The organism is Bacteroides sp. RCH18 (assembly GCF_058231005.1).
This window is the reverse complement of sequence record NZ_JBIPTC010000001.1, coordinates 752,971-779,310: the sequence shown is the minus strand read 5'-3', so window position 1 is coordinate 779,310 and position 26,340 is coordinate 752,971. Positions and strand designations below refer to the sequence as shown.

The window sequence follows — 26,340 nt, the reverse complement described above, 5'->3', positions numbered from 1 at the left end:
GATGGAAGTCGGAGTACTCTCAATGCGATATGCCAAAGCGATGATCGAATACGCGCAGGAGAAAGGTGTGGAAGACAGACTCTACAACGAGTTCTTTACATTATCTCACAGCTTTCGTGCCCAGCCGGAACTGCGCGAAGTGCTTGATAATCCTGTGGTGTCGGTAAAAGACAAGTTGGCGCTGATATGTACGGCTGCCGATGGTAACGGTGAATCCAGCAGAGAGTTTGTCCGTTTCATCACGCTGGTTCTGCGAAACAGGCGCGAAGGCTATTTGCAGTTCATCAGCCTGATGTATCTCGATCTTTACCGGAAACTGAAACACATCGGAGTAGGCAAGCTGATCACGGCAGTCCCGGTGGACAAGGAGACAGAAGACCGCATCCGTTCCGCAGCAGCACATATTCTGCATGCTCAAATGGAACTGGATACTGTGATCGATCCCTCGATAGAGGGGGGCTTCATCTTCGATATCAATGATTATCGGCTCGATGCAAGCATTGCCACACAGTTGAAACGAGTGAAACAACAGTTTATTGATAAGAATAGGAGAATTGTATAATGTCTGAAAATATAAGAGTAAGCGAAGTATCCGATATATTGCGTAAGCAGCTCGAAGGTATCAACACCAACGTGCAGCTCGACGAGATCGGTACGGTGCTCCAGGTAAGCGACGGAGTGGTACGTATCTACGGATTGCGGAACGCCGAAGCCAACGAATTGCTGGAGTTTGACAACGGCATCAAAGCCATTGTAATGAACCTCGAAGAGGACAACGTGGGTGCCGTTCTGCTGGGACCTACCGACAGAATCAAGGAAGGCTTTATTGTGAAACGTACCAAGCGTATCGCCTCAATCCGTGTAGGTGAAAGCATGCTGGGACGTGTCATCGACCCGCTGGGCGAACCGCTCGACGGAAAAGGGCTGATTGGCGGCGACCTCTATGAAATGCCGTTGGAACGCAAAGCACCGGGAGTTATCTACCGCCAGCCTGTGAACCAACCGTTGCAGACAGGTCTGAAGGCAGTAGATGCCATGATCCCTATTGGACGCGGACAACGTGAGCTGATTATCGGCGACCGTCAGACAGGAAAAACTTCCATTGCGATTGATACGATTATCAATCAGCGCAATAACTTTCTGGCAGGTGACCCGGTGTACTGTATTTATGTGGCTATCGGTCAGAAAGGTTCTACCGTGGCTTCTATCGTAAATACGCTCCGCGAGTATGGAGCAATGGATTACACGATTGTCGTAGCCGCTACGGCAGGCGATCCGGCTGCGTTGCAGTATTATGCACCGTTTGCAGGAGCTGCCATCGGTGAATATTTCCGTGATACCGGCCGCCATGCGCTGGTGGTTTATGATGACCTTTCCAAGCAGGCAGTTGCTTATCGGGAAGTATCGTTGATTCTTCGCCGTCCGTCCGGACGTGAGGCGTATCCGGGTGATATTTTCTACCTGCACTCCCGTCTGTTGGAACGTGCGGCAAAGATCATCAAGGAAGAAGATGTGGCACGCGAAATGAACGATCTTCCGGAGAGTCTGAAAGATATCGTGAAAGGTGGTGGCTCACTTACGGCTCTGCCTATCATTGAGACACAGGCAGGAGACGTTTCGGCATATATCCCTACGAACGTGATTTCTATTACCGACGGACAGATATTCCTCGAAACGGACTTGTTTAATCAAGGTGTCCGCCCGGCTATCAATGTCGGTATTTCTGTATCCCGTGTAGGTGGTAACGCGCAGATTAAGGCGATGAAAAAAGTGGCCGGAACCTTGAAGATGGACCAGGCGCAGTATCGTGAACTGGAAGCCTTCTCCAAGTTTAGCAGTGATATGGACCCCATTACGGCGATGACTATCGACAAGGGACGTAAGAATGCGCAATTGCTGATTCAGCCTCAGTATAGTCCGATGCCGGTAGAACAACAGATTACAATCCTGTATTGCGGTACACACGGTCTGCTCCACGATGTTCCCTTGGAAAACGTACAGGACTTTGAACGCAGTTTCATCGAATCTCTGCAACTCAATCATCAGGAAGATGTGCTGGACGTTCTGAGAACCGGTGTGATAGACGATAACGTGACCAAGGCTATCGAAGAGACTGCCGCTATGGTTGCCAAACAATATTTATAAAATGAAGACGCTGTGTCAAAAGTCAATAGTAACTGAACTGGGACTGACTTTTGACACACACTCATTCTTAATTCTTAATTTAAATAGTTATGGCTTCACTGAAAGAAGTAAAAACCAGAATAAATTCGGTAAAGAGTACCCGAAAAATCACTTCAGCAATGAAGATGGTGGCTTCTGCCAAGTTACACAAGGCACAAGGAGCCATTGAGAATATGCTGCCTTACGAAAGGAAGCTCAACAAGATTCTGACCAACTTCCTGAGTGCCGACCTTCCTGTTGAATCTCCTTACATCAAGGCGAGGGAAGTGAAGCGTGTGGCAATCGTTGTTTTTTCTTCGAATACGTCGCTCTGTGGTGCTTTTAATGCAAATGTGATTAAGATGCTGCTGCAAACGGTCGGCGAGTTCCGTACACTGGGACAGGATAATATCCTGATATTCCCGGTAGGAAAGAAGGTGGATGAAGCAGTGAAACGTCTGGGATTCCAACCGCAGGAGACTTCACCGACGCTTTCCGACAAACCTTCGTATCAGGAGGCTTCCGAACTGGCGCATCGCCTGATGGAAATGTACGTATCCGGAGAAATAGACCGGGTAGAACTGATCTATCATCATTTTAAATCAATGGGCGTGCAGATTCTGCTTCGCGAAACTTATCTGCCTATCGACTTGACACGGGTCGTTGATGAGGAAGAGAAGCAAAAGGAAGAAGAAGTACAAGGAGGTGAAATAGCGAATGATTATATTATCGAACCTTCTGCAGAGGAACTGATCGCCAACCTGATCCCGACGGTATTGAGCCAGAAACTCTTTACGGCTGCCGTGGATTCGAACGCTTCGGAACATGCGGCACGCACATTGGCGATGCAGGTGGCTACGGACAATGCGAACGAATTGATTCAGGATTTGACAAAGCAATATAATAAGAGTCGCCAGCAAGCTATTACCAACGAATTATTGGATATCGTGGGTGGCTCTATGCAGTAAATAACTTTGCACGATAACACTATTTTGTGAATCGGTATTCCGTTTTTAAGCTTTGTCCGGCTAGTAATTAAATAATCTATATATTTGAAAATTATTTGAGAGGTGAGATTGTTTTGATGGGAACAAAACAAACCTTGATAACTAACAAAACAAATATATAGATTATGACACAAAAGCGATTATTCGGCATTTCTGGTGCTATTGCTACGGCAACATTGATTGGTGGGCTGTTGGCTGGATGTATGGAAAAAGATCTGTACGATCCTAATTATGGAAAAGAACCTCTTCCGGACCCTAGCGAGTATTTCGGATTTGAAACACGTGGCGACGTGAAACTCTCAGTAAACTATGATGTCCCCGGACTTGTGGCTCTACTTGAAGTATATGATGAAGACCCGATGGAAGTAGTGGACAACGTTCCGGTAAAGAAAGAAGGAGTTGATGCTTTATTCAAAATTTTCACGGATGGAAATGGAAAATATGAAGGGAAAATGAATATTCCGACTTCCGTAGAAAGTGTTTACTTGTATACATCAAGCTGGGGAGTGCCCCGATGCGTAAAACTAGATATCAAAGATGGGATGGCTAGTTTTGATATGAGTAAAAAGGATTCTTCTACTGCTAAGACTAAAGCAGTAACGCGTTCTTATTCTTTTAATGGAAATGCACCATATTCTATTAATCCTATACTAAATTTATACTCATTATGTGCATGGGATGAGAATGGTGTACCTCGTTCTCCATATATTACTAATGTAGGGAAAGTTGGCGATGAAAATATTGGTGATCTTGTTAGCCGTATGAAGCAATTTTTCAGTAAAAACAATTATGATAATTCTTATTTGTTTATAAGTCCTGATGTGGCAAATATCGCAGTAACACAAGAAGGGACTTCTTTAGATGTTGTATTTGTAAATAAAGATGCATCATATCATAATACTTTCGGATATTATTTTTATCGGACAGACGATATGGGTAATGCTAATGTACATTCGGGGGTGAAGAAATATATAATATTCCCCAATGTGGCATTGACTACAGGAGACGGTTGGGGAGCACCGGTCCTCCGATGTGGTGATAAAGTCCATTTGCTCTATTTTGATGATAAAGGTAACTCTAGTACTACTTTCCCTGCCGGGTATACTGTGGGATTTTTTATTCTTCCTAATGCTTATGACTTTAGTAATAACGAAATAAAGTTGGTTAATTACAATAGTAATTTCGTTACAGTAAAAGATGAAAAGAGTGGGAAAACTATCATTGGTGTAGAAGATGGAGCAAATGATAGTTATTGTGATTTGTTATTCTACGTAGACGCTTCTCCGGAAAGTTCTATTGATAATCCGAACAGACCCAATATTCCGGATGACAATAAACCAATTGAAGTACCGGATGCGGATGAAGGGGTAAAAGGTACGTTAGCTTTTGAAGACATTTGGCCTAACGGAGGCGATTATGATATGAATGATGTGATCGTGGAATATAAATGCACTGTATATTTCAATGCAGATAACATGATAAATAAGATTATAGATACATTTACGCCCACACACGACGGAGCGATGTATGATAATGCATTTGCTTATCAGATAGATGGAGGACAGTTTGGTAAAGTGACTTCGGATAAGGATATAAAAGTGGAGAGCGAAACGTCCTCTATTATTGTATTCCCAAGTGTAAAACAAGCTGTTAAGGGCAAAGTGGGGCCATGTACGATAACCAGAACCTTTGAAAAGGCCACTTTTAATAAGGAGAATCTGAAGATATATAATCCGTACATTATAGTAAAATATGCGGCAGGTCAGCAGAACCGGACGGAAGTACATCTGCCTAAATATTCATCGACATCTTATGCTGACAAATCGCTGATAGGTTCTAGTAAGGATGTCTATTACATTAATCGTGACGGAGCTTATCCGTTTGCCATCGATATTCCGATGTTGAATTTCATTCCGGTGACGGAGACGCATAACATTGATACGGAATATCCTTATTTCAAGAATTGGGCTGATTCTTGGGGATCAAAATCTACAGATTGGTACAAGAAACATCAGTCTCCCAAGAATTAAGAAACAAAAACAATTTCGATATATAACTGTGACACGACTTTGTGTTCTGATTTGATCCGGTCCCGGTGTACTTCAAGCGAGAAGAAACCGGGACCTTTTTTTGTTTATTTGTATACAAATATTTTGGGGAGTAAAGAAATGATGATGAAAATACCGGCGTGATTATTGCTTTTCCTTACATTCAATTTCGGTGGTTGGAATCTATTCAGTACCTTTACCGAAAATTAGAGGAAACATGGAAAATAATCCTGAACTACAACTAGCTTGGCAGTTCATTGAAAATACAGGCACGCATCTGTTTCTTACCGGAAAAGCCGGAACCGGAAAAACTACATTTCTAAAACGATTGAGAGAACATACCCCCAAGCGCATGGTCGTATTGGCTCCAACAGGAATCGCAGCTATCAACGCCGGAGGGGTGACGATTCATTCATTCTTTCAGTTGTCTTTTGCTCCGTTTGTGCCGGAAACAACTTTCAATTCTGCCAAGATGCACTACCGTTTCAGCAAAGAGAAACGGAATATTATCCGCAGCATGGATCTGCTTGTTATCGACGAAATCAGTATGGTACGTGCAGATTTGCTGGACGCTGTGGACGCGGCTTTGCGTCGTTATCGTGACCGTGAAAAACCTTTCGGGGGTGTGCAGTTGCTGATGATCGGTGACTTGCAGCAGTTGGCTCCTGTGGTAAAGGACAATGAATGGGAACTGCTGAAGAATCATTACGAGACTTCATACTTTTTTGCCAGCCGTGCACTGAAGGAAACGGTGTATATGACCATCGAACTAAAGAAAGTCTACCGTCAGAGTGATACTTTCTTTCTTTCTCTTCTGAACAAGATACGCGAAAATAAAGCAGATGATGAAGTGTTGAACGAATTGAATCGTCGTTATCAGCCCGGTTTTCGTCCACGGAAAGAAGAAAGGTATATCCGACTGACAACGCATAACTATCAGGCCCAGCAGGTGAACGACCGTGAACTGGCATCACTGTCCGGACGGGCTTATAGTTTTCGGGCGGAGATAGAAGGAAATTTTCCTGAGTACTCGTACCCTGCGGATGAAGTGCTTACAGTCAAAGAAGGAGCACAGATCATGTTCCTTAAGAATGACGTTTCATCAGAAAAACGTTACTATAACGGCATGATAGGCGAAGTGATGAGTGTTGACGAAAAAGGAATGTCCGTACGTGGAAAAGACAGTAGTGATGTCTTTCAGTTGTTGCCCGAAGAATGGGGGAATTATAAGTATGTGCTGAACGAAGAAACGAAGGAGATCACGGAAGAAATAGAAGGTGTGTTCCGGCAATATCCCATCCGTCTGGCGTGGGCTATCACGATTCATAAGAGTCAGGGTCTGACGTTTGAGCGGGCGATTATCGATGCTCGTAACTCTTTTGCTCATGGGCAGACGTATGTAGCATTGAGCCGTTGCAAGACTCTGGAAGGAATGGTGTTGGAGACTCCTTTGCGTAGGGAGGCGATAATCAGCGATAGCATTGTAGATAATTTCACAAGAGATGTGGAACAGAATAAACCGGGAAGTAAGCAATTGAACGATATGCAGAAGGCTTATTTCTATGATCTGTTGAATGATTTATTTAATTTCTATTCGCTTGAGCAGGCTTATAAGCGGTTGCTTCGGATGATGGATGAAGAGCTTTATAAACTTTATCCGAAGTTGCTTGCTGAGTATAAAGAACTGGCTCCGCATCTCAAAGAGAAGGTGGTGGAGGTCTCTAATCGCTTTCGTAATCAATATACGCGTCTGATTAATGAGAATGAGAACTATGCCGGAAATGAGGAGTTACAGCAAAGGATTCATTCCGGTGCTGCTTATTTCTGTGAAGCATTGCTTCCTGTTCGGGTGCTGTTTGACAAGACCAGTATGCCTCTTGATAATAAAGAGTTGCGGAAACAACTGAATGAACGTTTGCAGGCATTGGATGATGCTTTATGGATTAAAGAGTCTTTGTTGGATGTGATGCGGACGGAGAAATTTACGGTAACGGATTATCTGAAACGGAAGGCGAAAGTGATGTTGAGTCTCGAAGGGGAAACTGCTTCTTCCGGTTTTTCCACCAAGGCTCCGAAGGAGAAAAAAGAACGGAAAGAACGCACTCACAGCAATTCAGGAAAGGTGAAAGTAGAAGTTCCGACGGATATTCTGCATCCGGAACTTTATCGTGCTCTGTCGGAATGGAGAACGGCAAAGACGCGCGAAGTGAATATGCCGGCTTATGTGATCATGCAGCAAAAGGCATTGATGGGTATTGTGAATCTGTTGCCGGATACACCGACAGCTTTGGAAGCGATACCTTATTTCGGCGCAAAAGGAGTGGAGAAGTACGGACTTGAAATTTTGGGCATTGTGCGCAAATATATGAAGGAGAACAAACTGGACCGACCGGAGATTTTTACTTCTGTTTCGGGCGGAGAGGATGTACGTGAACAAAAGCTGGACGCGCAGCATCATGAGGATAAGGAGAAGCAGAAAGAGAAGAAGAAAGATTCAAAGCTGGTGAGTTATGAAATGTTCTGCCAAGGGATGACTATAGAGGAGATAGCCAAAACCCGTGATTTGGTGACAGGAACGATTGCTGCTCATCTGGAACATTATCTCCGCGAAGATAAAATAAAATTGGAACAGGTAGTGACAGCGGACAAGATTAAGAAGGTCCGGAATTATCTGGAAACCCATGAGTTTATGGGAGTGGTGGCTATTAAAGCTGCATTGGGAGATGAAGTTTCTTACGCTGATATTCGCTTTGTATTGGCGACGGCGGGGCATTAAAAAACTCATTTTAATAAAAAAATAATGTCCGAAAAGCTACTGACAGAACGATAGGTCAGATATGCTTTTCGGACATTATGGTATGATGGGGTACAGAGTTATAAGTTACAGAAGAAAGAAACGAATACAGGCACGCTGATATCAATCAGAATACCATGCAAAATAGCGATAGGAATCATTTCTTTTCCCGAATATCTGCTGATGGAAGGTAATAATACATCCATTGAGTTGACTCCTGCCGCCGAAATGGGAGCAAGTTTCCCGAAATACTTCTTGATAAGCGGTGTACCCAAAAGTGCCATCATTTCGCGGAAGATATTAGTCAGCAGGGCAATGGTACCCAGTTCTGTAGCCAACTGTATTCCGATGGTCGGTTCCTTGAACTGAGTGATCAGGATGGAAGACAGCGAATAATAGGCGAATCCGCTTCCTACTGCCATACAGTCGAATACACTCCATTGACTTAGCAAAATGCTTGCCAAGGCAGAAAACAACAATGTGCCGGTAATGGTACCCAACGGAATCAGCAGCATTTTCGGGTGCAAATGTGAGATGATTGCTTTCAGGTTTTTATTGGAACCGATACTGATTCCTACTTGCAGCATCAACGCATAAAGTATATACATGGAAACAGTATGTGTGTCGAACTGGAATTTATTAAAAACTCCCATGATACAGCCTACACAGAAAAATACGATAACGATGAGACTTCCTTTCATTGTTTACCTCCTTTCTTGAAAAATAGTTGTAACACAAGCCGGGCAGCCAACAAGCTCCCTAATACGCCAGATACGGCAAGAATGATCGCCTGCCATCCAAACTTGCCGAGATTATTCACAATCAGGCTATTAGAGCCAATGGATACTCCAAGGATAAAGAGTAACAGGAATATTGTAAGAGAAATTGTCTTTTCAGTCTTTTGTAAGATACTCCAGTTGCGCAATCCGTATCCGATACCGATTCCCAAAAACATGGTAGATATAATAGAGAACATATTGTAATATATTTTAGTTGGTTAGGTTAAACAATTCATAAATAGCATGGATAATCCCCAAAAAGATATACATCTTATTGACAATCAGGTAAAAATACTGTCTGTTGAGTAACGAAATAAGTCAACAGGCAGTTGGGGATAAGAATGGATAAGGGGAATTTAGATGAATCCGCTGAACCAATGTACATGCACGCAACATGACGTGCAGAAATTGGGAATTTCCGCATGAAATATAAGGGCGTTATGTAATTGTAATGTTTGATTCATCTTCTGGTTCTTTAATTCGGGTGCAAAGATAAGAATTTATTGCATATTTTCAAAATAAATATGCAATAATTAGAGTGGGTAGGGTAGCTGAAGCAAGAAATAGAATGTAGTAAAAACTTGGTTATGTAGACCTTAACCTTTATGTATTATGTGCTTATATCATTTTTATTTAGTTGCCAGTTCGATGCCTGAGTCAAATTTCTATGTTGTGTAGAGCACATACTTTCATTTGTGCAAACAATCTGATTAATAGGATTTGCCGGTTAATGTTTCCACTCCATGAGGATGTCTTTCAGCTTTCGTGGCTGGTAACCAAGTATAGTCCGGGCTTTTGCTATGCTCATTCCACTGAAACGGGGACGGGGAGTAGCTTCTTGCATTTCTTCCGTTGTGGCAGGGTGAACGAGCGAACGGTCCAGCTTCATGTAGTCTGCTACCTGAAAAGCAATTTCTGCAATGGTCAGGCATTCGTCGCCACAGATATGAAAAATTCCGTTTGCGGCATTTTCTACCAGGTGTTGCACTCCGGCTGATACATCACCTACATAGGTGGGCGTGCGCCATTGATCTGATACGACACGGATTTCTTGTCCTGCATTCAAACGATTCATCACCAGTTGCACGATGTTTCCATGCTGTCCCGGTAGTGCTTTTCCGTAGACAATCTCTACGCGGGCAATGGCATAGTTACTACAGATTTCAGCCACTTTCTCTTCTCCTTTCCATTTGGTGAAACCGTAATAGTTGACAGGAGCGGGGAGACTTTCTTCTGTATAAAGCTGTCCGGACTTCTCGTCTATCTTTCCGTCAAAGATAAAGTCTGTAGATAAATGAACGAACCGGCTTTTGTAACTTTCGCAGAGATGTGCCAATTGTTCTACTGCCGTAACATTTGTTAGCCAGGCTTCTTCGTGATGCGTTTCGCAATAATCGGGGACGGATAAGGCGGAACAGTTGATGACCACATCGGGTTGTACCTCTTTGAAAAGTTGCTTTACAGCTGCTTCATCCCGTATATCTGTGGTGGTGAAATGATAGTTGTCTTCATTCTTCGGAAGGATATCCGGATGCAGGGAACATCCTGTTACCTTATATTGTGCCTTGCTTGACAGGTCATTCAGTATTTGGCGTCCGGTGAATCCATTGGCACCGATAATCATTATATTCTTCATGGGCTGTTTTATAGTCGTTCGTTTCAGTCATATGAGTTTTTCTCAGTCACATGAGTGAGTTTCGGTTCAGAAATATGGTTTTTCTATATTTATTTTCACAAAAGTAGAAAATAATTTTAGTTACGCAAATAGATTTTGTAGTTCCCTTTTTATTTTGCTCTTTTGCGAATTTAAGCATATCATTATCAGGTCCGATGCGCATGCCGGATGGATTGGATGAAGCACCGGGAGCTTACAAAGATATTGCGCAGGTAATCGCTAATGAGCGGGATTTAGTAAAGCCTTTGGTGGAATTGGCGCCTATGGCGGTGATCAAAGGATAAAATTAGCTGACGAGATGAGGTATGGATATAAAAAAAGGAGCAACGCCTTGCTCCAACCTTTGTTAACCTTAAATCTAATACTATGAAAAACACATTGCAAAGATACGGACTTCTGCGAACTTAGCAAATTATCCAAGAAAAATAGTATGTTTTATAACATTGATTAAGAATTTGAATTCTCGATTCTATTTTTATTAAGAGATTTCCTGATCTTATCTTTTGTTCTTAATGAGTAGCTGCATACCACGCTGTTTCTTCTTTTTTTGAGGCCAGTGAGTGCGTACTTGGATCGGAGATTGTGATACCGGAGAAGGTATTTATTTTCACTTTTCCTCTGCTCATCGAATAGAAATATTCTGTATTTCTTTTGAATAGCACCGTACGATTGAGCTGTTCGTTGAACTGTGCCACTAGAGTTTCATCGGGGCATAATTTTGAAACATAGTCACCGTAGTCAAAGAAGATGACCGGATAATATCCGTCCAGTCTCTGTAAAGAGCTGGTTAGTGAAGGATCAAAAGTATATCGATGATTAATTTCTTTCATAATAGTTACCAGGTTATCAAGTTCTGAGCAATCAGTGACAGCGATTGTTCCGCAGGGTGTGCTATAATTGGAATAAAAAGAGTAAAAACCGTCACAGATACCGGCATAATCTACTTTCCCAATTAGATACTGACCTATTTCGGCGTATGGCATACCATACGCCATCACTTCACTTGTAGATCCTATCAGATAATCAGTTACGTCTTTGAGATCGTAGGCCACTTCTATACTTGACATATAGCAGTCGTCAAAGAGTATATATTCCATTTTAAGTCCGGCATTGGATATTCCTTTGGCAAGTGTGGTTATATCAGTCTGATATTGGGCATTTAATCCTCCGAAGTAGCGTGTCATTGGTACATTTTCGTATTCCCAGTGCATTTTGGTACGAAGACCGCTACGTGATTTAGAATTTGATACGGGTATCCATCCCATGCCATGACAGCCGATGATCATCGAATAGCGTTTGGTGGGAGAGTAGCGTTGCACGTCATTTAGAATGGATGTGATACCTTCTGCTGTGGTATATGCAGGGTCTGTATAGTTCTTTAGAGTTTTACGCACACTCTTGCCGTTCTCATAAGCGAGTTCAAAAAGAGTGGCTTTCGTTGCTGTGGTACACATGAAAATGATTATTCGTTCATCCTTCAGGATATTCTTTTCAACTACACTTTCAAGGTCGCTGATGTTCTGATAGAAATTGGATGTGAGATTATCAGACCAAGGGAGATACATGAATACCGTTTGTTCTGTAGGTACTGGAACAGGCTCTTCCTTTTCGCATGAAGTCATGCCAAAAGAAAGGAATAGTACGATGACTACTGATTTAATCAAATGGTGATATTTCCGCTCTGTCTTCATTGTTTTGTCAGGATTAAAGTTACTTCTTGATATATAACGTAAAAGGAGCACTTTTTGATTTATATAATCTAGATATAATCTGATGTATCTTTTCAAGTGTTACTGCAAATCTACTGAAAAATAATGTAATTCTACTATATACGAAAGTCCAATAGCTCACGTATGGACATAAAAAAAGGAGCAACGCCTTGCTCCAACCTTTGTTAACCTTAAATCTAATACTATGAAAAACACATTGCAAATGTACAGACTTCTGTGAACTTTGCAAATTATCCAAGAAAAATAGTATGTTTTATAACATTGATTAAGAATTTGAAATCTCAATTCTATTTTTATTAAGAGAAAATTCAGTTAGGCATCCTGAAATCATTCGGCAAACAACCGGTGATCTTCTTAAACAGGCGGCTGAAATATTGCGGATTCCGGAAACCGAGTTCCTGTGCTATCTGGCTGAGTGGTTTATCTGTATTTATCAACCACTCTTTAGCTGTCTCGAAACGCTTGAACTGAAGATATTCTTTGTACGATTTCCCCGTTTCATATTCCAGCAAATCATTGAAATATGCGGGAGAAAGACGAAGTACTCTGACGCACTCCTCAATAGTGGGAAGATCGGAGGACTGACTTTGTATAATATTGAAATGATCATCCAAAAGACGGTCAAACCGTTCGATAATCTTTTTGTTAGCCTCATTGCGTGTGATGAACTGGCGTTCGTAGAAGCGTTCGCAATAATCAAGCAGTAGTTCGATGTATTTGGAAATGATCTTCTGACTATAGCAGTCGATGCAGCGTTGCAATTCTTGATTTATTTTATCCAGAAGTTCCAGTATGACCTGCTTTTCACGTAATGAAACATGCAGTGCTTCTTCGGGGCGATAAGAGAAGAAAGTATAGTCACGAATGTTTGCTCCAAGCGCAGTGCCGCAGATCAAGTCGGGATGAAACGCCAGTATCCATCCCTTGGAGGGACGTGTGTTGTCACTATCCTTCATACTGATTGCCTCGCCGGGAGTCAGACAGAGAAGTGTCCCGTCTGAGAAGTCGTAGTACTGATGTCCGTATCTGTAGGCTTCACATTTGCATTCGCTCAACAGAATCGTGTAAAATCCGAATTTGAAATCCGTATGGGAGGATAAATCGGCTTTTGAAAGGTCGATGACACTGACCAGAGGGTGCAGCGTCTTACTCCCCATGCAGCAATTACATTGATGCACACTTCCTATCTTAAGTACTTTATCTCCCATGATGTAACTAATATCCTGATTAATGGAGCTGTTTTAGTTCTGTTGCTTATATTCGTTTGGCGTACATCCGACATTCTTCTTGAACAACCGGCTGAAATGCTGCGGATACTGGAACCCCAGTTCATACGCAATCTGGCTGACCGTCTGGCTACCTTCTAATATCCGTTCCTTGGCAAGTTCTATGATCCGGTGCTGGATATATTCCTGCGCTGTTTTTCCTGTTTCTTTCTTGATCAGGTCTCCGAAGTAATTGGAAGAAAGGCAGACTTTGTCCGCAAAGTATTTTACAGAAGGAAGTCCTTCGGTAAGTGCAGTCTGATTCTGAAAATACTCGTCCAATAACTGTTCGAACTTCACGATGATATCTTTATTCGCCTGATTACGGGTGATGAATTGCCGTTCGTAGAAGCGCATGCAATAGTCGAGCAATAGTTCTATATTGCGGACAATGAGCTGCTTGCTGTGTTTGTCGATGGCATGTTCCAGTTCGATTTGTATTTTGTGGATACAGTCGGTCACGATTTCCCTTTCCTGTTCGGAGAGATGCAGTGCTTCATTCACTTCGTAAGAGAAGAAACTATAGTGTTTGATGTTCTGCCCTAAAGAAGTTCCCCGGATTAAATCGGGATGAAATAAAAGGCCGATAGATTTTGTACGAATTGGTGTCTGCTTGCGGTTATCTATCCCGATAACCTGTCCCGGAGCCATGCAGACAACGGTTCCTTCCTGATAGTCATAATACTTCCGTCCATATCTGAGATCGCCACATTTTGCGTCTTTCAGAAACAGAGAGTAGAATCCGATATTCATACGATAGTAGTCTACCGTCTTTGTCGCTTTCGAAAAGTCGATCACGTTTACCAGCGGGTGCAAGGTCTCTAGTCCGAACAGTTGGTCATACTGGTCAATGCTTTCAATTTTTGTTATTTCTTCCATACGGCTTACAGTTTTGATCTGTCACAAAGATAAGGCTTTTAAATGTATCTTTCTCATTCCGGATTTGCAAAACAGTAATTTGGGTATAAGATTCAGTAATTTGTATACAATGCCGGCGGGCAGTGGGAGGCAAACTCACTTTTTCCAGCTAAATATCAGCGTGTCGGAAACAAAAAAACGGGATAATCACGGGATGTGAATAGTAGAATTAATATATTTGTTCCTGTGAATTTAAAAAGACTTGTTTTATGAAAGCATTATTCATTGGAGGAACCGGTACGATCAGTACCGATGTAGTAGAATTGGCTCAACAGAGAGGGTGGGAGATAACACTGCTTAACCGGGGCTCAAAAAAACTGCCGGAAGGTGTGGACAGTATCATTGCCGACATTCACGATGAGGAAGCCGTGGCGAAAGCTATTGCAGATGAAAGTTATGATGTCGTAGCTCAGTTCATCGCTTACACGGCAGAAGATGTAGAACGTGATATCCGTCTGTTCCGTAATAAGACGAAACAATATATTTTTATCAGCAGTGCATCCGCCTACCAAAAACCGTTGGCTGATTACCGTATCACGGAAAGTACCCCTTTAGTGAATCCTTACTGGCAATATTCACGGCATAAGATTGCCGCCGAAGAAGTGTTGATGACAGCATACCGTACCACCGGTTTCCCGATTACGATTGTCCGTCCCAGCCATACGTATAATGGAACGAAACCTCCTGTAAGCCTGCATGGAAATAAGGGGAACTGGCAGATACTTAAACGTATCCTTGACGGGAAACCGGTTATTATCCCTGGTGACGGAAGTTCCTTGTGGACACTGACACATTCCAAAGATTTTGCCAAAGGATATGTAGGACTGATGGCTAACCCTCATGCCATCGGGAATGCCTTCCATATCACCACAGATGAGAGTATGACTTGGAATCAGATTTATCAAACCATTGCCGATGCGCTGGGGAGACCTTTGAACGCACTCCATGTGGCTTCCGATTTTCTTGCGAGACATGGCGGGAACTATGACTTTCGGGGCGAACTGTTGGGGGACAAAGCCGCAACGGTAGTCTTTGATAATTCGAAAATAAAACGCTTTGTGCCGGACTTTATCTGTACAACTTCGATGGCGGACGGTTTAAAGCAGTCAGTACAATACATGCTTTTGCACCCCGAAACACAGACTCCTGATCCGGAGTTCGATTCATGGTGCGACCGTGTAGCCGACGCGATGGCTGCGGCAGACAGAGCTTTTGAAGCAGAATAAACGTTAGTTGAGTAAATAACCATCTTGTTATTGATGATTGAAATATCCTATTAGCATATTCTGATTAGCTATTAGCTAATCGGATTATGCTAATAGCTAATCAGAATATGCTAATAGCCGAAACAAGTCGATCATAATGAGTAGCGTAGTTAATAAAGACCGTTCCGCCCCTGCTGAACCTCGATCCGGATACCGAAATTACCATTGGAGGACTTCAGTTCGAATGCTCCCCGGAAATTATTCTTCTCCCAAGGCATGGCACTACGGTTGGGCACTTTCCATCCGTCTTTGTCATAGTCTCCGTATGTATTGATTTTCCATCCGTTTTTCAGTTTGAAGGTGCCCATCTGCATGAACTGCGGTGAAGACGACAATCCCCAGCCATACCCATATCCGAAACCGGAGAAAGGGGAAGAAAATGCGTCGGTGAATCCCTGTGTATAGCTGGCGTCTGTATTCAGACGGAATATCTGATTATAGTCTTTACTCACATCCGGTACATCGAGACTGAATTTCGGAAGTTTGGGAGGGGCCACATTCATTAATCCCATATCGAGCAGGAAGCCACCGAATTCCTTTATATTGCTCGACGGAGCACGACGAATACTATCGGAAGGAACCTCCGACTGTGCGGATGCAAAACCGACCGATAATATCAGCGAAAGAAATAGAATCAGTTTTCTCATCTTCGTAAAGGTTGATTGATGACAAAGATAGAGATTTTTAGTCTGACTGCCTGCTTCCGTTATGTTTTCTTAGAGAAAAATCCTTTAAAAAGGAGTGTGCCACTGTCTCGTCGGGATGGTGTCACTATCCCACTAAGATAGTGTAAGTATCCTGTGGGGATAGTGACACTATGCCAGTAGGATAGTGACACTATTTTAGAGCTTAGTTTGCAATGAGTTTATAGCCGATTCCCCGCACATTGACGATACGTATTTGCTCATCCTGCGACAACTTATGCCGCAGTTTCGTGATGAATACATGCAGACTCCGGGAATTGAAGAAACTGTCATCCCCCCAAAGTTCCAGCAGAACGTCCTGCGTATTGACCACCTGATTCCGGTTCTCACAAAGCCGTTTCAGTATTTCCGACTCGCGGTGGGAGAGTTCCTGTCTCACTCCGGCATGCAGCAATGTCTGCGCGACCGGATCGAACAGATAACTTCCTATCTCAAAACGGCTGGATACCTTTGTCTCCGTGAAGCTGAACGCTTTTCCCATCAGCGCCTTGATACGTATGATCAGTTCCTGCATGCCGAAAGGCTTTTTCAGATAATCGTTTGCTCCGAGTTCGAATCCTTCTACCACATCGTTGATGGCCGAACGGGCAGTCAGAAACAGTACAGGTGTCTGCTTGTCCGTCTGCCGGATGCGGCGTACCATTTCGAAGCCGTCCATTTTGGGCATCATCACATCGGCCACCAGCACGTCCGGCCGAAGTTCAAAGAAAAGATGCAATCCTTCTTCGCCGTCGGAGGCGGTATGGATGGTAAAACCGTTTTCCTCGAGCGTATCTTTGATAATCATGGCGAGTGTCAGCTCGTCTTCCACCAACAATACTGTAATGTCGTTTTTGCTCATGGTTCTGATGTTTTAGATAGTAATGGTAAATGTACTTCCTTTGCCGGATTCACTTTTGACGGTGATGGTGCCTCCATGTTTTTCGACCATGCTTTTGACATAGAAAAGCCCTAAGCCGTATCCTTTCACGTTATGAAGATTCCCGGTCGGAACGCGATAGAATTTGTCGAATATATGTTTCTGCTTATCCAGCGGAATACCTATTCCATGATCAGAGACGGTGATAGTCACCGTTTCTTCCGTTTGGCGGCACTGAATCGTAATCTCTGCTTCTTGTTTCGAATATTTCACGGCATTGTCTATCAGGTTACTGATGATATTGCTGAAATGAGTGCGGTCGGCTACTATCGTTAGTGCTTCCGGTTCTGTTTCCAGTGTTATGTGTACGGGGATATCCGCTTTTAGCTGGTGCTGCTCTATTAAAGAAGTAATCAGTTCTTTCAGACAAATCTCTTCGGGGTGCAGTCTGAACGTCTTGCGGCTTTCCATGCTCATGGAAAGAATCTGTTCGACGAGTCCGCTCAAGCGCTGTAGCTGTTCTTGGCTGATGCGCAGATATTGGTCACGTTTGCTCTTCTCTTCCGCCTGGTTGAAATTCAGCAGCGCATCGTTGGCGGCATACGCCACGGCAATCGGAGTCTTTAACTCATGCGTGATGTTGTTCGTAAAGTTGCTCTTCATTTCTTCCAGCGTCTTTTGTTTCAGCAGTGTGCGGATGAGGAACCAGAAGGAAAATCCGAGGATGAGGAAGATGACAAATGAAGTGACTAGGATGCCGGTCATTTGTTTCCATACCAGTGAGGTGATGGGTTCCATTATCAGTTGGTAGCGTTGGCTGTGATGTCTGTTGAATTCGTAGTCGTAGCGGATGGCTTTCGGGCTGGGGATATAGGTGCTGTCTCCTGCGATGCCCAGTGTATCTACGAATGTCTGGGATGAATCCTGAGTGGCTCCGCTGTATATATATAAGGTATGGTGAGGCACATCTATGTTGTGTGCTTTCAGTACATCGGTGAGTAGACTGTCATATTTTTGCAGGTTGATGTCGATGTAGGTGTCCACACCGGAGTGCATACCCTGCTGGACGCTGAGTATGAGTTCTTTCATCGAGTCCTGTTTCTTTAATAATACATCAAGTCCGCTTTCGCTGGAGGCAACGGCGCTGGCATCCGGATCGTTGGCATTGACGGCTAGGGTATCTACTGCTGTTTCCGTGCGTGTATGCAGGGTGTCTTTGTAGGTACTGTCCGTATAAGAGACGGTCTGGCTTGTCACCAGCGACTTGCCGTCTGCACCATATCCGGCGGAAACGGTGACCGAACCATGTTCCACATTATCCTTTTGCAGCTCGTTGACGCGAAGCACGATTTCATTAAAGTCGCTCGTACGCATGGCGTCTTTGATATTATTGTTCATTTCCTGCTTCATCGTGCGGTAAAGCCCTGTCAGCCAATATGTCTGGTAAACAAAGATGCCTGTCAGCGAGCAGATGACAAGGATAATGATATGTTTCAGTGGTAATTTCATACGGACAAAGATAGTATGAAACTATTATCTTTCTTCTCTTTGATAAGACTAAATAACACTAGATAAGCCGGCGATAACGTAAAGTTTCGTTTTTTCTCCCGTATTTTGCAGCATACTCAAAAATAAATGCGATATGAAACGAACTTATTTACTGCTTTTGTTACTTTTTATGTATTGGATGTACGCTTCTGCACAGCAGGTACAGACAGTGCAGGAACCTGCCGACAGCGTAATGAACGTAGCTTATATAGACAGCCTGTATCGGGAACTTCCCGAAGTCATGATCACCGGCGAACGTCCGGTAGTAAAAGCCGAACAGGGGAAACTGGTATACGACGTTCCGAGACTGGTCGGCAGCCTGCCGGTAGACAATGCCTATGATGCGGTAAAGAACCTGCCGGGGGTTGTCTCCATGAATGATGCCCTGACGTTGGGAGGGCAGCCGGTCACTGTGGTTATCAACGGAAAAGTGACCACCCTCTCTGTAGAGCAATTAAGCAACCTGCTGAAATCAATGCCCGTCAGTCGGATTGAAAAGGCGGAAGTGATGTATTCCGCTCCGGCACGTTATCAGGTGCGCGGACCGATGATCAATCTGATACTGACTTCGGGCATGGGAAAAGAACCTTCTCTTCAGGGAGAACTATATACCGCTTACAGCCAATTACACTACGAATCTCTGGCAGAGCGTGCGAGCCTTCTATACTCCGGACGCAAATTTTCTGCTGATCTTCTCTACTCTTACTCTTACAGCCGCGAACGGAGGGAGACAGACAAGGAAGCGCTTCACACGCTCGCCGACGGTTCGGTGCATTCGATGAATATGTATGATATCACTACTTCCCGCCACAACAATCACCAGATACGCCTTGGGATGGACTATGCCTTTACCGACAAGCATTTGCTGAGCTTGGTTTATACCACTGCTTTCACCGATGTCAAACCTTACGCCACAGTCACCGGTGCGCAGAACTCGGTCACCGATTCGCACTCGGAAGGACAGCTCCATAATGCCAAACTCGACTATCAGACTCCTTTCGGACTGAAAGCCGGAGCGGAATTTACCTATTATCATGCTCCCGGCAGTCAGCTGCTTTACAGCACACTGGGAGAAGAAACACTGAACTTCCTGAGCAAAGATAACCAACGGATCAACCAATGGCGTTTCTATGCCGGACAAGAACATACTTTGGGCGCAGACTGGGGATTGAATTATGGTGTTGCTTATACGACCGCATTGGACAATAGTTATCAAATGTATTACGATCCCGAAACGGAAGCATTATTGCCGGACAACAACATGCAATCCCGTCGTCGCGAGCAGACGCTGAACTTTTATGCCGGACTCAGCAAGAGCTTCGGTGAGAAACTTTCGGCGGATGTCTCTCTGGCTGCCGAGCAATATCATACGGATATGTGGAACGAATGGAGTCTGTATCCGGTTGCCAACCTGACTTATTTGCCTGCCCCGGGACATATCCTGCAATTTTCATTGAGCAGCGACAAGGAATATCCGGAATACTGGAGTATGCAGAACTCCACTTCCTACATGGGCGCTTATTCCGAAATTCAGGGAAATCCCTTCCTTAAACCGGCAACCAACTACGAAGCTAACATTAGCTATATATTAAAAGGTAAATATGTGCTGACCGCCTATTACAGCCACACGAAAAACAAGGAAATGCAGACGCTTTACCAGTCTCCGGAACGTCTGGTCGAGATCTATAAATGCTTTAACTTCGACTTCTCGGAACAGGCGGGCTTGGTAATGGTAGTTCCCTTTAAAGTGAAGAAATGGCTGGACTCCCGCATCACGGCAATCGGCTTCCGTTACCGTCAGAAAGACAGTGATTTCTGGGATATCCCGTTCGACCGCAAACTATATACGTTTGTATTGACCATGAACAATACCTTCACTCTTTCCACCAAACCTGATTTGAAGTTTACCCTAAGCGGATTTTATCAGAACAAGGCGATACAAGGCATTTTCGACCTTCCCCGTTCGGGAAATCTGGATGCGGCCCTGCGCTATACTTTTGCAAAGGGAAAAGCACAACTGACCTTGAAATGTGATGACATATTTAATACTTCCACCATTTCGACTAATGTCCGTTTCGGACAACAGAATGTGAAGAATCACTATATGAAGACTACCCGTGCCTTCGGTATTTCCTTCAACTACAAATTTGGAGGATACAAGGAGAAAAAGCGGGAAGAGGTGGATACTTCCCGCTTTAAATAATAAGTATTATCTATTTTTTGCATACTCATCCAGTACGCGCTTGATACTTTGTCCTATTTTTACGTAATCGGCTTCGTTCAGATTGGCGAGCGAAACACGGACACTCCATTTCGGTCCGGCAAATCCGCCGCCGTTCAGCAGGACGAGCGAAGTCTCGTTGGCAAGGCGGAAAACAACGTCGAGCGGATTGTAGGTCTTTTGCAGATAGTCTACAAATTCGTCACCGTAGAATTTCTTCGCCCATACCAGCATGTCGATTTCCGAATAGTACCCGGCACGTAGAGGATCTTCTATCAGCGTAAAGCCGGTGTTGTCCCAGAGTGCATGCAGGCGACGGTGGATGATTTCCTGCATCTTTGCCTTGTACCGGTCTTCCTTGTCGAGAAGGGAGAAGGCGGCGAACAGGCTCATCTGCATTTGCTGGGGCAGCGAGAGTCCTGCGGTATGGTTCAGTGCAATCTGCCGGCTGTCGGCCACCATGCGGTCAATAAACTTCATCTTCTCGGGATGTAAACTGAGGCTTGCATAACGCTTGTTTAAGATTGCTGTTTGCTCCTCCGACAGGCGGGCAATCATTTTGTCGTAGATGTTGTCTTCGTGTAGGGCTATCACTGCATTTCTCCATCCTGTGGCTCCGAAATATTTGGAGAAGGAGTAGACGCAGAGTGTATTATGCGGCAACTCCGCCATCAACGAACGGAAGTGAGGTATGAATGTTCCGTACACATCGTCCGTAATGATCATCAGATTCGGATTGTCATTCTTTACGATGTTGACAATACGTGCGGCAGTCTCCGGGCTCAGCGCGTAACTGGGCGGATTGCTCGGATTGGTGATGAACAACGCTTTTATCTGCGGATTTTTCAGTTTATCGATATCTTCATCTTTATATTGCCAGGTGTGCAGCCCGTCCGGTGTCATCTGATCGGCAGATATTTCGGTAACATCGAACTGATAGCGGCGTAATTCCGGAATCTCGATGTAAGGCGTGAAGACAGGAATCATCAGGGCGATGGAATCCCCTTGATTCAACAGGAAATTTTCCTGCAATGAATCGAATACATAGCACATGGCAGCCGTTCCGCCTTCGGTAGCGAAGAGGTCGAAAGTGCCTTTGGGCGGACGGCGGTCGCACATTTCCTGTGCCAGATAATCCTGTACGATCAGTTCGGTGAAGTGCAGGATACGGTCGGGGACAGGATACTGGTCGCCGATGACCGATTCCGCCCATTCATGAACCAGTCTATCCGGATCGGCTGCGTGTTCCATCAGCATATAATTATAGGTTTCTTTCAGTAACCTGGCTCCGGCTTCTTTCTCGTTCTCTTTGAGGAAAGCCTCGAAGCGGGCGGCTATTCCTTCCTGTTGTGGGATGCCTGCTATTCCTTCTTCCAGGGATTGGACACGGCGACATTCGCAAAGTCCGAATTTTCCTAACAGGAAGAATGCTTCACGCGGTTCGGTCGCAATCCAGTTTGGGTTGCCTCGTCCTGCGTTCAGCATGGTATGGGCCATTTTCTTGATACTCTCGTCAGCCATTTCGATGAGCTTGTTTTTAAGTTCGAAAGGGCTGATCGTTTCCATCTTTTTGGCAAAGTTCTTGGTGATAGCTGTGCCAGTTGTTTTCTTTTCCATAATGGTTTTTATTATTTTGATACTTAATTTTGATTTCCTATACATTCACTATACTGACATTTACATGAGCAATACGATGGCTACTCCCCAGATAATCAGCAGCGTATTGCCGACGGCATACGTCACGGTGTATCCTAACGCGGGAGTGTCGCTTTCCAGTGCGTCTTGAATAGCTCCCAGTGCGGCAGTTGTGGTGCGTGCCCCAGCTGTACATCCCAGAGTGAGGGCAGGGTGGAACTTGAACAGATATCTTCCCATCAGCAGTCCGCTGAGAAGGGGGATGGCGGTTGCCAGCGCACCGACGATAAACAGGCTGAATCCTACTTCCTTGAAACCGGTCACGAAACTAGGTCCGGCAGCGATGCCGACAACGGCGATAAACATATTCAGTCCTACATTATTCAATACCCATAACGAAGGTTCGGGGATACCGCCAAAGGTAGGATGTTTGCTACGCAGCCAGCCGAATACGAGTCCTGCGATCAAGGCACCTCCACTGGTGGACAGGCTGATCGGGATACCTCCCAGGTGAATGGCAAGTGCGCCGACCAGACCACCGAGCAGAATACCCAGTCCCACAAAGATCATATCTGTCTGGTTGGTGGGGCGATCGATATAGCCCATCTGTTTGGCGGCAGTTTCTACTTCGAGTTTTGTTCCGGTCAGTTCGAGGATATCGCCGGAGTCGATCACTGTCTGAGCGAGTACCGGCACATTGATGCCTGCCCGCTTGATGCTGCGGATGCTGACACCGTGCATGAATTTCAGCGCACGGATCGTGGAGACCTTTTCACCTGCGAATGTGCGGTGGGTGACCATTACCGGAAGCGTCTCTGCCGGGAAGTCGAGCAGTTGGGCGTCGATCACTTCCGGACCGATCCAGTCTTCTTCGCCGATTGCATATTCACGGCGGCCGCTTAACACGACTTCATCGCCCGGTTGTAGAAGCATATCCGGGGTGACTTCTTCTATGACGCCCTTTTGCCGTACGCGTTCTACAAACAGCCGTTTATCGTTTTCCACCAGATAGTTCTCCAGTTCGCTGACCGTTTTTCCTTTGCCGAACCATTCGTTGTCTATTTTATAAGCACGGAATACGACGGGGCGGAGGGCGGTGTAAAATCCGGGTTCATCTGCTTCGGAAGTTCCCATTTTGGCTTCCAGCTCTTTGCAGTCCGCTTTCACCTTCTCCAGTCCGCCCAGCATTTTGGGACCGAGTGAAGCCAGAATCCATGCGGAACCTGCCGTACCGAAAATATAAGTCACAGCGTATGCTACGGGGATAGCATTGATAAATGTCGCTTTTTGCGCATCGCTGATGCTTAATTGATTGATCGTGTCGCTTGCCACACCGATCACTGCGGAGATGGTCTGTGAACCTGCCAACAATCCGGCAGCTTCGCCTACATGATAGCCCATGATTTTGGCAAGTATCCATGGGGCGATGAGGCTGACAATGCACATCAGGACGGCAAATCCTACTTGCGGCAATCCGTCTTTCTTCAATCCGCGAAAGAATTGCGGACCTACCTTATAGCCCACAGCGAATAAAAACAGGAGGAAAAAGACAGCTTTCATCGGGCCGTCTACACTAATGTTTAATTGTCCCACCAGTACTCCGACCAGTAGTACGCTGGTTACTGTTCCCAACGAAAATTTTCCTATTTTGAATCTGCCCAGCCAGAAGCCGGCGAATAAAGTGAGGAAAATGGCAAGTTCGGGATGATCCCTTAATTGATTAATAATCCATTCCATATATGTTGTTCTTGTTTAGGTTATGTTCTTAACAACAGTTCTTGTACAAAAAGAGTTTAGGGGAGTATGTGCGTTATCGTCATAGTTTATAAAAATATAAATTAATTGTGCGGAAGTTCCGGGCAAACGAGAGAGCGTCTTAAATTTCTCAGTTTCGCTTTTTTGTTATACTTTTGTCACTTCAAATAAAACTAATCATATTCTGTATGAAATCAGACATAGAAATAGCTCGCAGTGTCGAGTTGAAAAAGATCAAGCAAGTTGCCGAAAGCATCGGAATCCCTCGTGAAGAAGTCGAAAATTATGGTCGCTACATCGCGAAGATTCCCGAACAACTGATCGACGAGGAGAAAGTGAAGAAAAGTAACCTTGTCTTGGTAACTGCCATCACAGCGACAAAGGCGGGTATCGGCAAAACTACAGTATCTATCGGTCTTGCCCTGGGACTGAACAAAATCGGAAAGAAGGCGATTGTCGCTTTGCGCGAGCCGTCTCTCGGTCCTTGCTTCGGTATGAAGGGAGGAGCAGCGGGTGGGGGATACGCACAGGTGCTTCCGATGGAGAAGATCAATCTGCATTTTACGGGAGACTTCCATGCGATTACTTCCGCGCATAACATGATTTCTGCTTTGCTCGATAATTATCTTTATCAGAATCAGGCGAAAGGTTTCGGATTGAAAGAAATTCTCTGGCGTCGGGTGCTCGACGTGAACGACCGTTCGTTGCGCAGCATCGTAGTCGGACTCGGACCCAAGTCGAACGGCATCACGCAGGAGTCAGGCTTCGATATTACTCCGGCTTCGGAAATTATGGCCATTCTCTGCCTTTCCAAAGATGTGGAAGACTTGCGCCGTCGCATTGAAAATATTCTGCTTGGTTTTACATATGATGACCAGCCCTTTACGGTGAAAGATCTCGGAGTGGCGGGAGCTATCACGGTATTGCTGAAAGACGCCATCCATCCGAATCTGGTGCAGACGACCGAAGGTACCGCCGCTTTCGTACACGGCGGACCGTTTGCCAATATCGCTCATGGCTGTAACTCTATTCTTGCCACCAAACTGGCAATGTCATTCGGTGACTATGTGATCACGGAAGCCGGATTCGGCGCAGACCTCGGTGCTGAAAAGTTCTATAACATCAAATGCCGCAAAAGCGGACTCCAGCCCAAACTGACCGTGATTGTCGCTACGGCACAAGGACTGAAGATGCACGGTGGTGTCAGCCTCGACCGCATCAAGGAACCGAACATGGAAGGACTGAAAGAAGGATTGCGCAATCTGGATAAACATATTCGTAATCTTCGCTCTTTCGGACAGACGGTAGTGGTAGCTTTCAATAAGTTTGCCACCGACACGGACGAGGAAATGGAAATGCTGCGCGAGCACTGCGAACAGTTGGGTGTAGGTTACGCCATCAATAATGCGTTCAGCGAAGGTGGTGAAGGAGCGGTAGATATGGCCCGCCTCGTAGTCGATACGATAGAAAATAATCCGTCCGAACCTTTGCGTTATACGTATAAAGAAGAAGACAGTGTACAGCAGAAAATAGAGAAAGTGGCTACCAACCTTTATGGAGCCAGCGTCATTACGTATAGCAGCATCGCCCGCAACCGCATCAAACTGATTGAGAAAATGGGAATCACTCATTATCCGGTTTGCATTGCCAAGACGCAATACTCCTTCTCTGCCGATCCGAAAATTTATGGTGCCGTGAATAATTTCGAGTTCCATATCAAGGATATAGTGATTAATAACGGCGCCGAAATGATTGTAGCGATTGCAGGAGAAATTCTTCGTATGCCGGGACTGCCCAAAGAACCGCAAGCGCTGCATATCGACATTGTAGATGGTGAAATTGAAGGACTGAGCTGATTTTTACTATTTCATTTAGTATATTTCTGTACTGTCAATCATCCAATATAAATCCCCGTCTTTCCACTTCTGATAGTTTGGGAAGACGGGGATGATTGTATATAGAGTCCAGTGTACC

The 26,340-nt window shown here is 44.7% G+C and carries 19 protein-coding genes and 1 pseudogene; 9 read left to right on the top strand and 11 right to left on the bottom strand.

Annotated elements, in window-relative coordinates:
- Position 1 precedes the first annotated feature (1 nt).
- The 5 genes from ACHLI0_RS02965 to ACHLI0_RS02945 all read left to right on the top strand — a co-directional run bounded on the left by ACHLI0_RS02965 (position 2) and on the right by ACHLI0_RS02945 (position 7,994).
- Positions 2-562 (top strand): F0F1 ATP synthase subunit delta, encoded by a 561-nt coding sequence (locus ACHLI0_RS02965; protein ID WP_055218113.1) that lies wholly within the window; start codon positions 2-4, stop codon positions 560-562.
- A complete protein-coding gene (gene atpA / locus ACHLI0_RS02960; protein ID WP_490748411.1) occupies positions 562-2,145 on the top strand; it encodes a F0F1 ATP synthase subunit alpha in 1,584 nt (527 codons plus the stop codon). The genes ACHLI0_RS02965 and atpA overlap by 1 nt, the downstream gene beginning before the upstream one ends.
- Positions 2,146-2,234: 89 nt before the next feature.
- Positions 2,235-3,131, top strand: a complete 897-nt coding sequence (locus ACHLI0_RS02955) for a F0F1 ATP synthase subunit gamma (protein WP_195567880.1) — start codon at positions 2,235-2,237, stop codon at positions 3,129-3,131.
- Positions 3,132-3,295: 164 nt separating this feature from the next.
- The gene (locus tag ACHLI0_RS02950) at positions 3,296-5,200 is read left to right on the top strand and encodes an LruC domain-containing protein (RefSeq protein WP_490748410.1); all 1,905 of its coding nucleotides are present in this window, start codon (positions 3,296-3,298) and stop codon (positions 5,198-5,200) included.
- Positions 5,201-5,435: 235 nt separating this feature from the next.
- Complete coding sequence (locus tag ACHLI0_RS02945) at positions 5,436-7,994, top strand: helix-turn-helix domain-containing protein (protein ID WP_490748409.1); 2,559 nt, start codon at positions 5,436-5,438, stop codon at positions 7,992-7,994.
- Positions 7,995-8,092: 98 nt separating this feature from the next.
- On the opposite strand, the gene ACHLI0_RS02940 is transcribed toward ACHLI0_RS02945, so the two are convergent.
- From ACHLI0_RS02940 to ACHLI0_RS02930, 3 genes are all read right to left on the bottom strand, one after another.
- Positions 8,093-8,713 carry a LysO family transporter gene (locus tag ACHLI0_RS02940; protein ID WP_008761396.1) on the bottom strand — a complete coding sequence of 207 codons (621 nt, stop codon included), beginning with the start codon at positions 8,711-8,713 and terminating at the stop codon, positions 8,093-8,095.
- A complete protein-coding gene (locus tag ACHLI0_RS02935; protein ID WP_008765593.1) occupies positions 8,710-8,988 on the bottom strand; it encodes a LysO family transporter in 279 nt (92 codons plus the stop codon). Before ACHLI0_RS02935 ends, ACHLI0_RS02940 begins: the two co-directional genes overlap by 4 nt.
- Positions 8,989-9,518: 530 nt before the next feature.
- A complete protein-coding gene (locus ACHLI0_RS02930; RefSeq protein ID WP_490748408.1) occupies positions 9,519-10,427 on the bottom strand; it encodes an SDR family oxidoreductase in 909 nt (302 codons plus the stop codon).
- A gap of 206 nt (positions 10,428-10,633) precedes the next feature.
- On the opposite strand from ACHLI0_RS02930, the pseudogene ACHLI0_RS02925 reads away from it, so the two are divergent.
- A pseudogene (locus tag ACHLI0_RS02925) lies at positions 10,634-10,750 on the top strand (RtcB family protein); the annotation flags it as partial.
- Positions 10,751-10,975: 225 nt separating this feature from the next.
- On the opposite strand, the gene ACHLI0_RS02920 reads toward ACHLI0_RS02925, so the two are convergent.
- The 3 genes from ACHLI0_RS02920 to ACHLI0_RS02910 all read right to left on the bottom strand — a co-directional run bounded on the left by ACHLI0_RS02920 (position 10,976) and on the right by ACHLI0_RS02910 (position 14,340).
- Positions 10,976-12,157, bottom strand: a complete 1,182-nt coding sequence (locus ACHLI0_RS02920; protein ID WP_490748407.1) for a clostripain-related cysteine peptidase — start codon at positions 12,155-12,157, stop codon at positions 10,976-10,978.
- 347 nt (positions 12,158-12,504) lie between these two features.
- Positions 12,505-13,404 carry a helix-turn-helix domain-containing protein gene (locus ACHLI0_RS02915; RefSeq protein ID WP_490748406.1) on the bottom strand — a complete coding sequence of 300 codons (900 nt, stop codon included), beginning with the start codon at positions 13,402-13,404 and terminating at the stop codon, positions 12,505-12,507.
- Between the two features lie 33 nt (positions 13,405-13,437).
- Positions 13,438-14,340 (bottom strand): helix-turn-helix domain-containing protein, encoded by a 903-nt coding sequence (locus tag ACHLI0_RS02910; RefSeq protein ID WP_008765597.1) that lies wholly within the window; start codon positions 14,338-14,340, stop codon positions 13,438-13,440.
- A gap of 248 nt (positions 14,341-14,588) precedes the next feature.
- On the opposite strand from ACHLI0_RS02910, the gene ACHLI0_RS02905 reads away from it, so the two are divergent.
- Positions 14,589-15,605: an SDR family oxidoreductase gene (locus ACHLI0_RS02905; RefSeq protein WP_490748405.1), complete on the top strand. Its 1,017-nt coding sequence runs from the start codon at positions 14,589-14,591 to the stop codon at positions 15,603-15,605.
- A gap of 149 nt (positions 15,606-15,754) precedes the next feature.
- Here ACHLI0_RS02905 and ACHLI0_RS02900 read toward each other — a convergent pair whose 3' ends face one another.
- The 3 genes from ACHLI0_RS02900 to ACHLI0_RS02890 all read right to left on the bottom strand — a co-directional run bounded on the left by ACHLI0_RS02900 (position 15,755) and on the right by ACHLI0_RS02890 (position 18,716).
- Positions 15,755-16,291 carry a hypothetical protein gene (locus ACHLI0_RS02900; RefSeq protein ID WP_008765599.1) on the bottom strand — a complete coding sequence of 179 codons (537 nt, stop codon included), beginning with the start codon at positions 16,289-16,291 and terminating at the stop codon, positions 15,755-15,757.
- Between the two features lie 202 nt (positions 16,292-16,493).
- Complete coding sequence (locus ACHLI0_RS02895) at positions 16,494-17,189, bottom strand: response regulator transcription factor (protein ID WP_016267442.1); 696 nt, start codon at positions 17,187-17,189, stop codon at positions 16,494-16,496.
- A 12-nt stretch (positions 17,190-17,201) separates the two neighbouring features.
- A complete protein-coding gene (locus tag ACHLI0_RS02890; protein WP_490748404.1) occupies positions 17,202-18,716 on the bottom strand; it encodes a sensor histidine kinase in 1,515 nt (504 codons plus the stop codon).
- Positions 18,717-18,849: 133 nt separating this feature from the next.
- Here ACHLI0_RS02890 and ACHLI0_RS02885 point away from each other — a divergent pair, with 133 nt between their 5' ends.
- Positions 18,850-20,958, top strand: a complete 2,109-nt coding sequence (locus ACHLI0_RS02885; RefSeq protein WP_490748403.1) for an outer membrane beta-barrel family protein — start codon at positions 18,850-18,852, stop codon at positions 20,956-20,958.
- Positions 20,959-20,964: 6 nt separating this feature from the next.
- On the opposite strand, the gene aspD is transcribed toward ACHLI0_RS02885, so the two are convergent.
- Together aspD and aspT are read right to left on the bottom strand one after the other, a co-directional pair.
- Positions 20,965-22,593 carry an aspartate 4-decarboxylase gene (gene aspD, locus ACHLI0_RS02880; protein WP_187324009.1) on the bottom strand — a complete coding sequence of 543 codons (1,629 nt, stop codon included), beginning with the start codon at positions 22,591-22,593 and terminating at the stop codon, positions 20,965-20,967.
- A 60-nt stretch (positions 22,594-22,653) separates the two neighbouring features.
- Positions 22,654-24,348, bottom strand: coding sequence for an aspartate-alanine antiporter (gene aspT, locus ACHLI0_RS02875; protein ID WP_008765607.1), 1,695 nt, complete (start codon positions 24,346-24,348; stop codon positions 22,654-22,656).
- A 206-nt stretch (positions 24,349-24,554) separates the two neighbouring features.
- Here aspT and ACHLI0_RS02870 point away from each other — a divergent pair, with 206 nt between their 5' ends.
- Positions 24,555-26,222, top strand: a complete 1,668-nt coding sequence (locus ACHLI0_RS02870) for a formate--tetrahydrofolate ligase (RefSeq protein WP_055218080.1) — start codon at positions 24,555-24,557, stop codon at positions 26,220-26,222.
- The last annotated feature ends 118 nt before the right edge of the window (positions 26,223-26,340 follow it).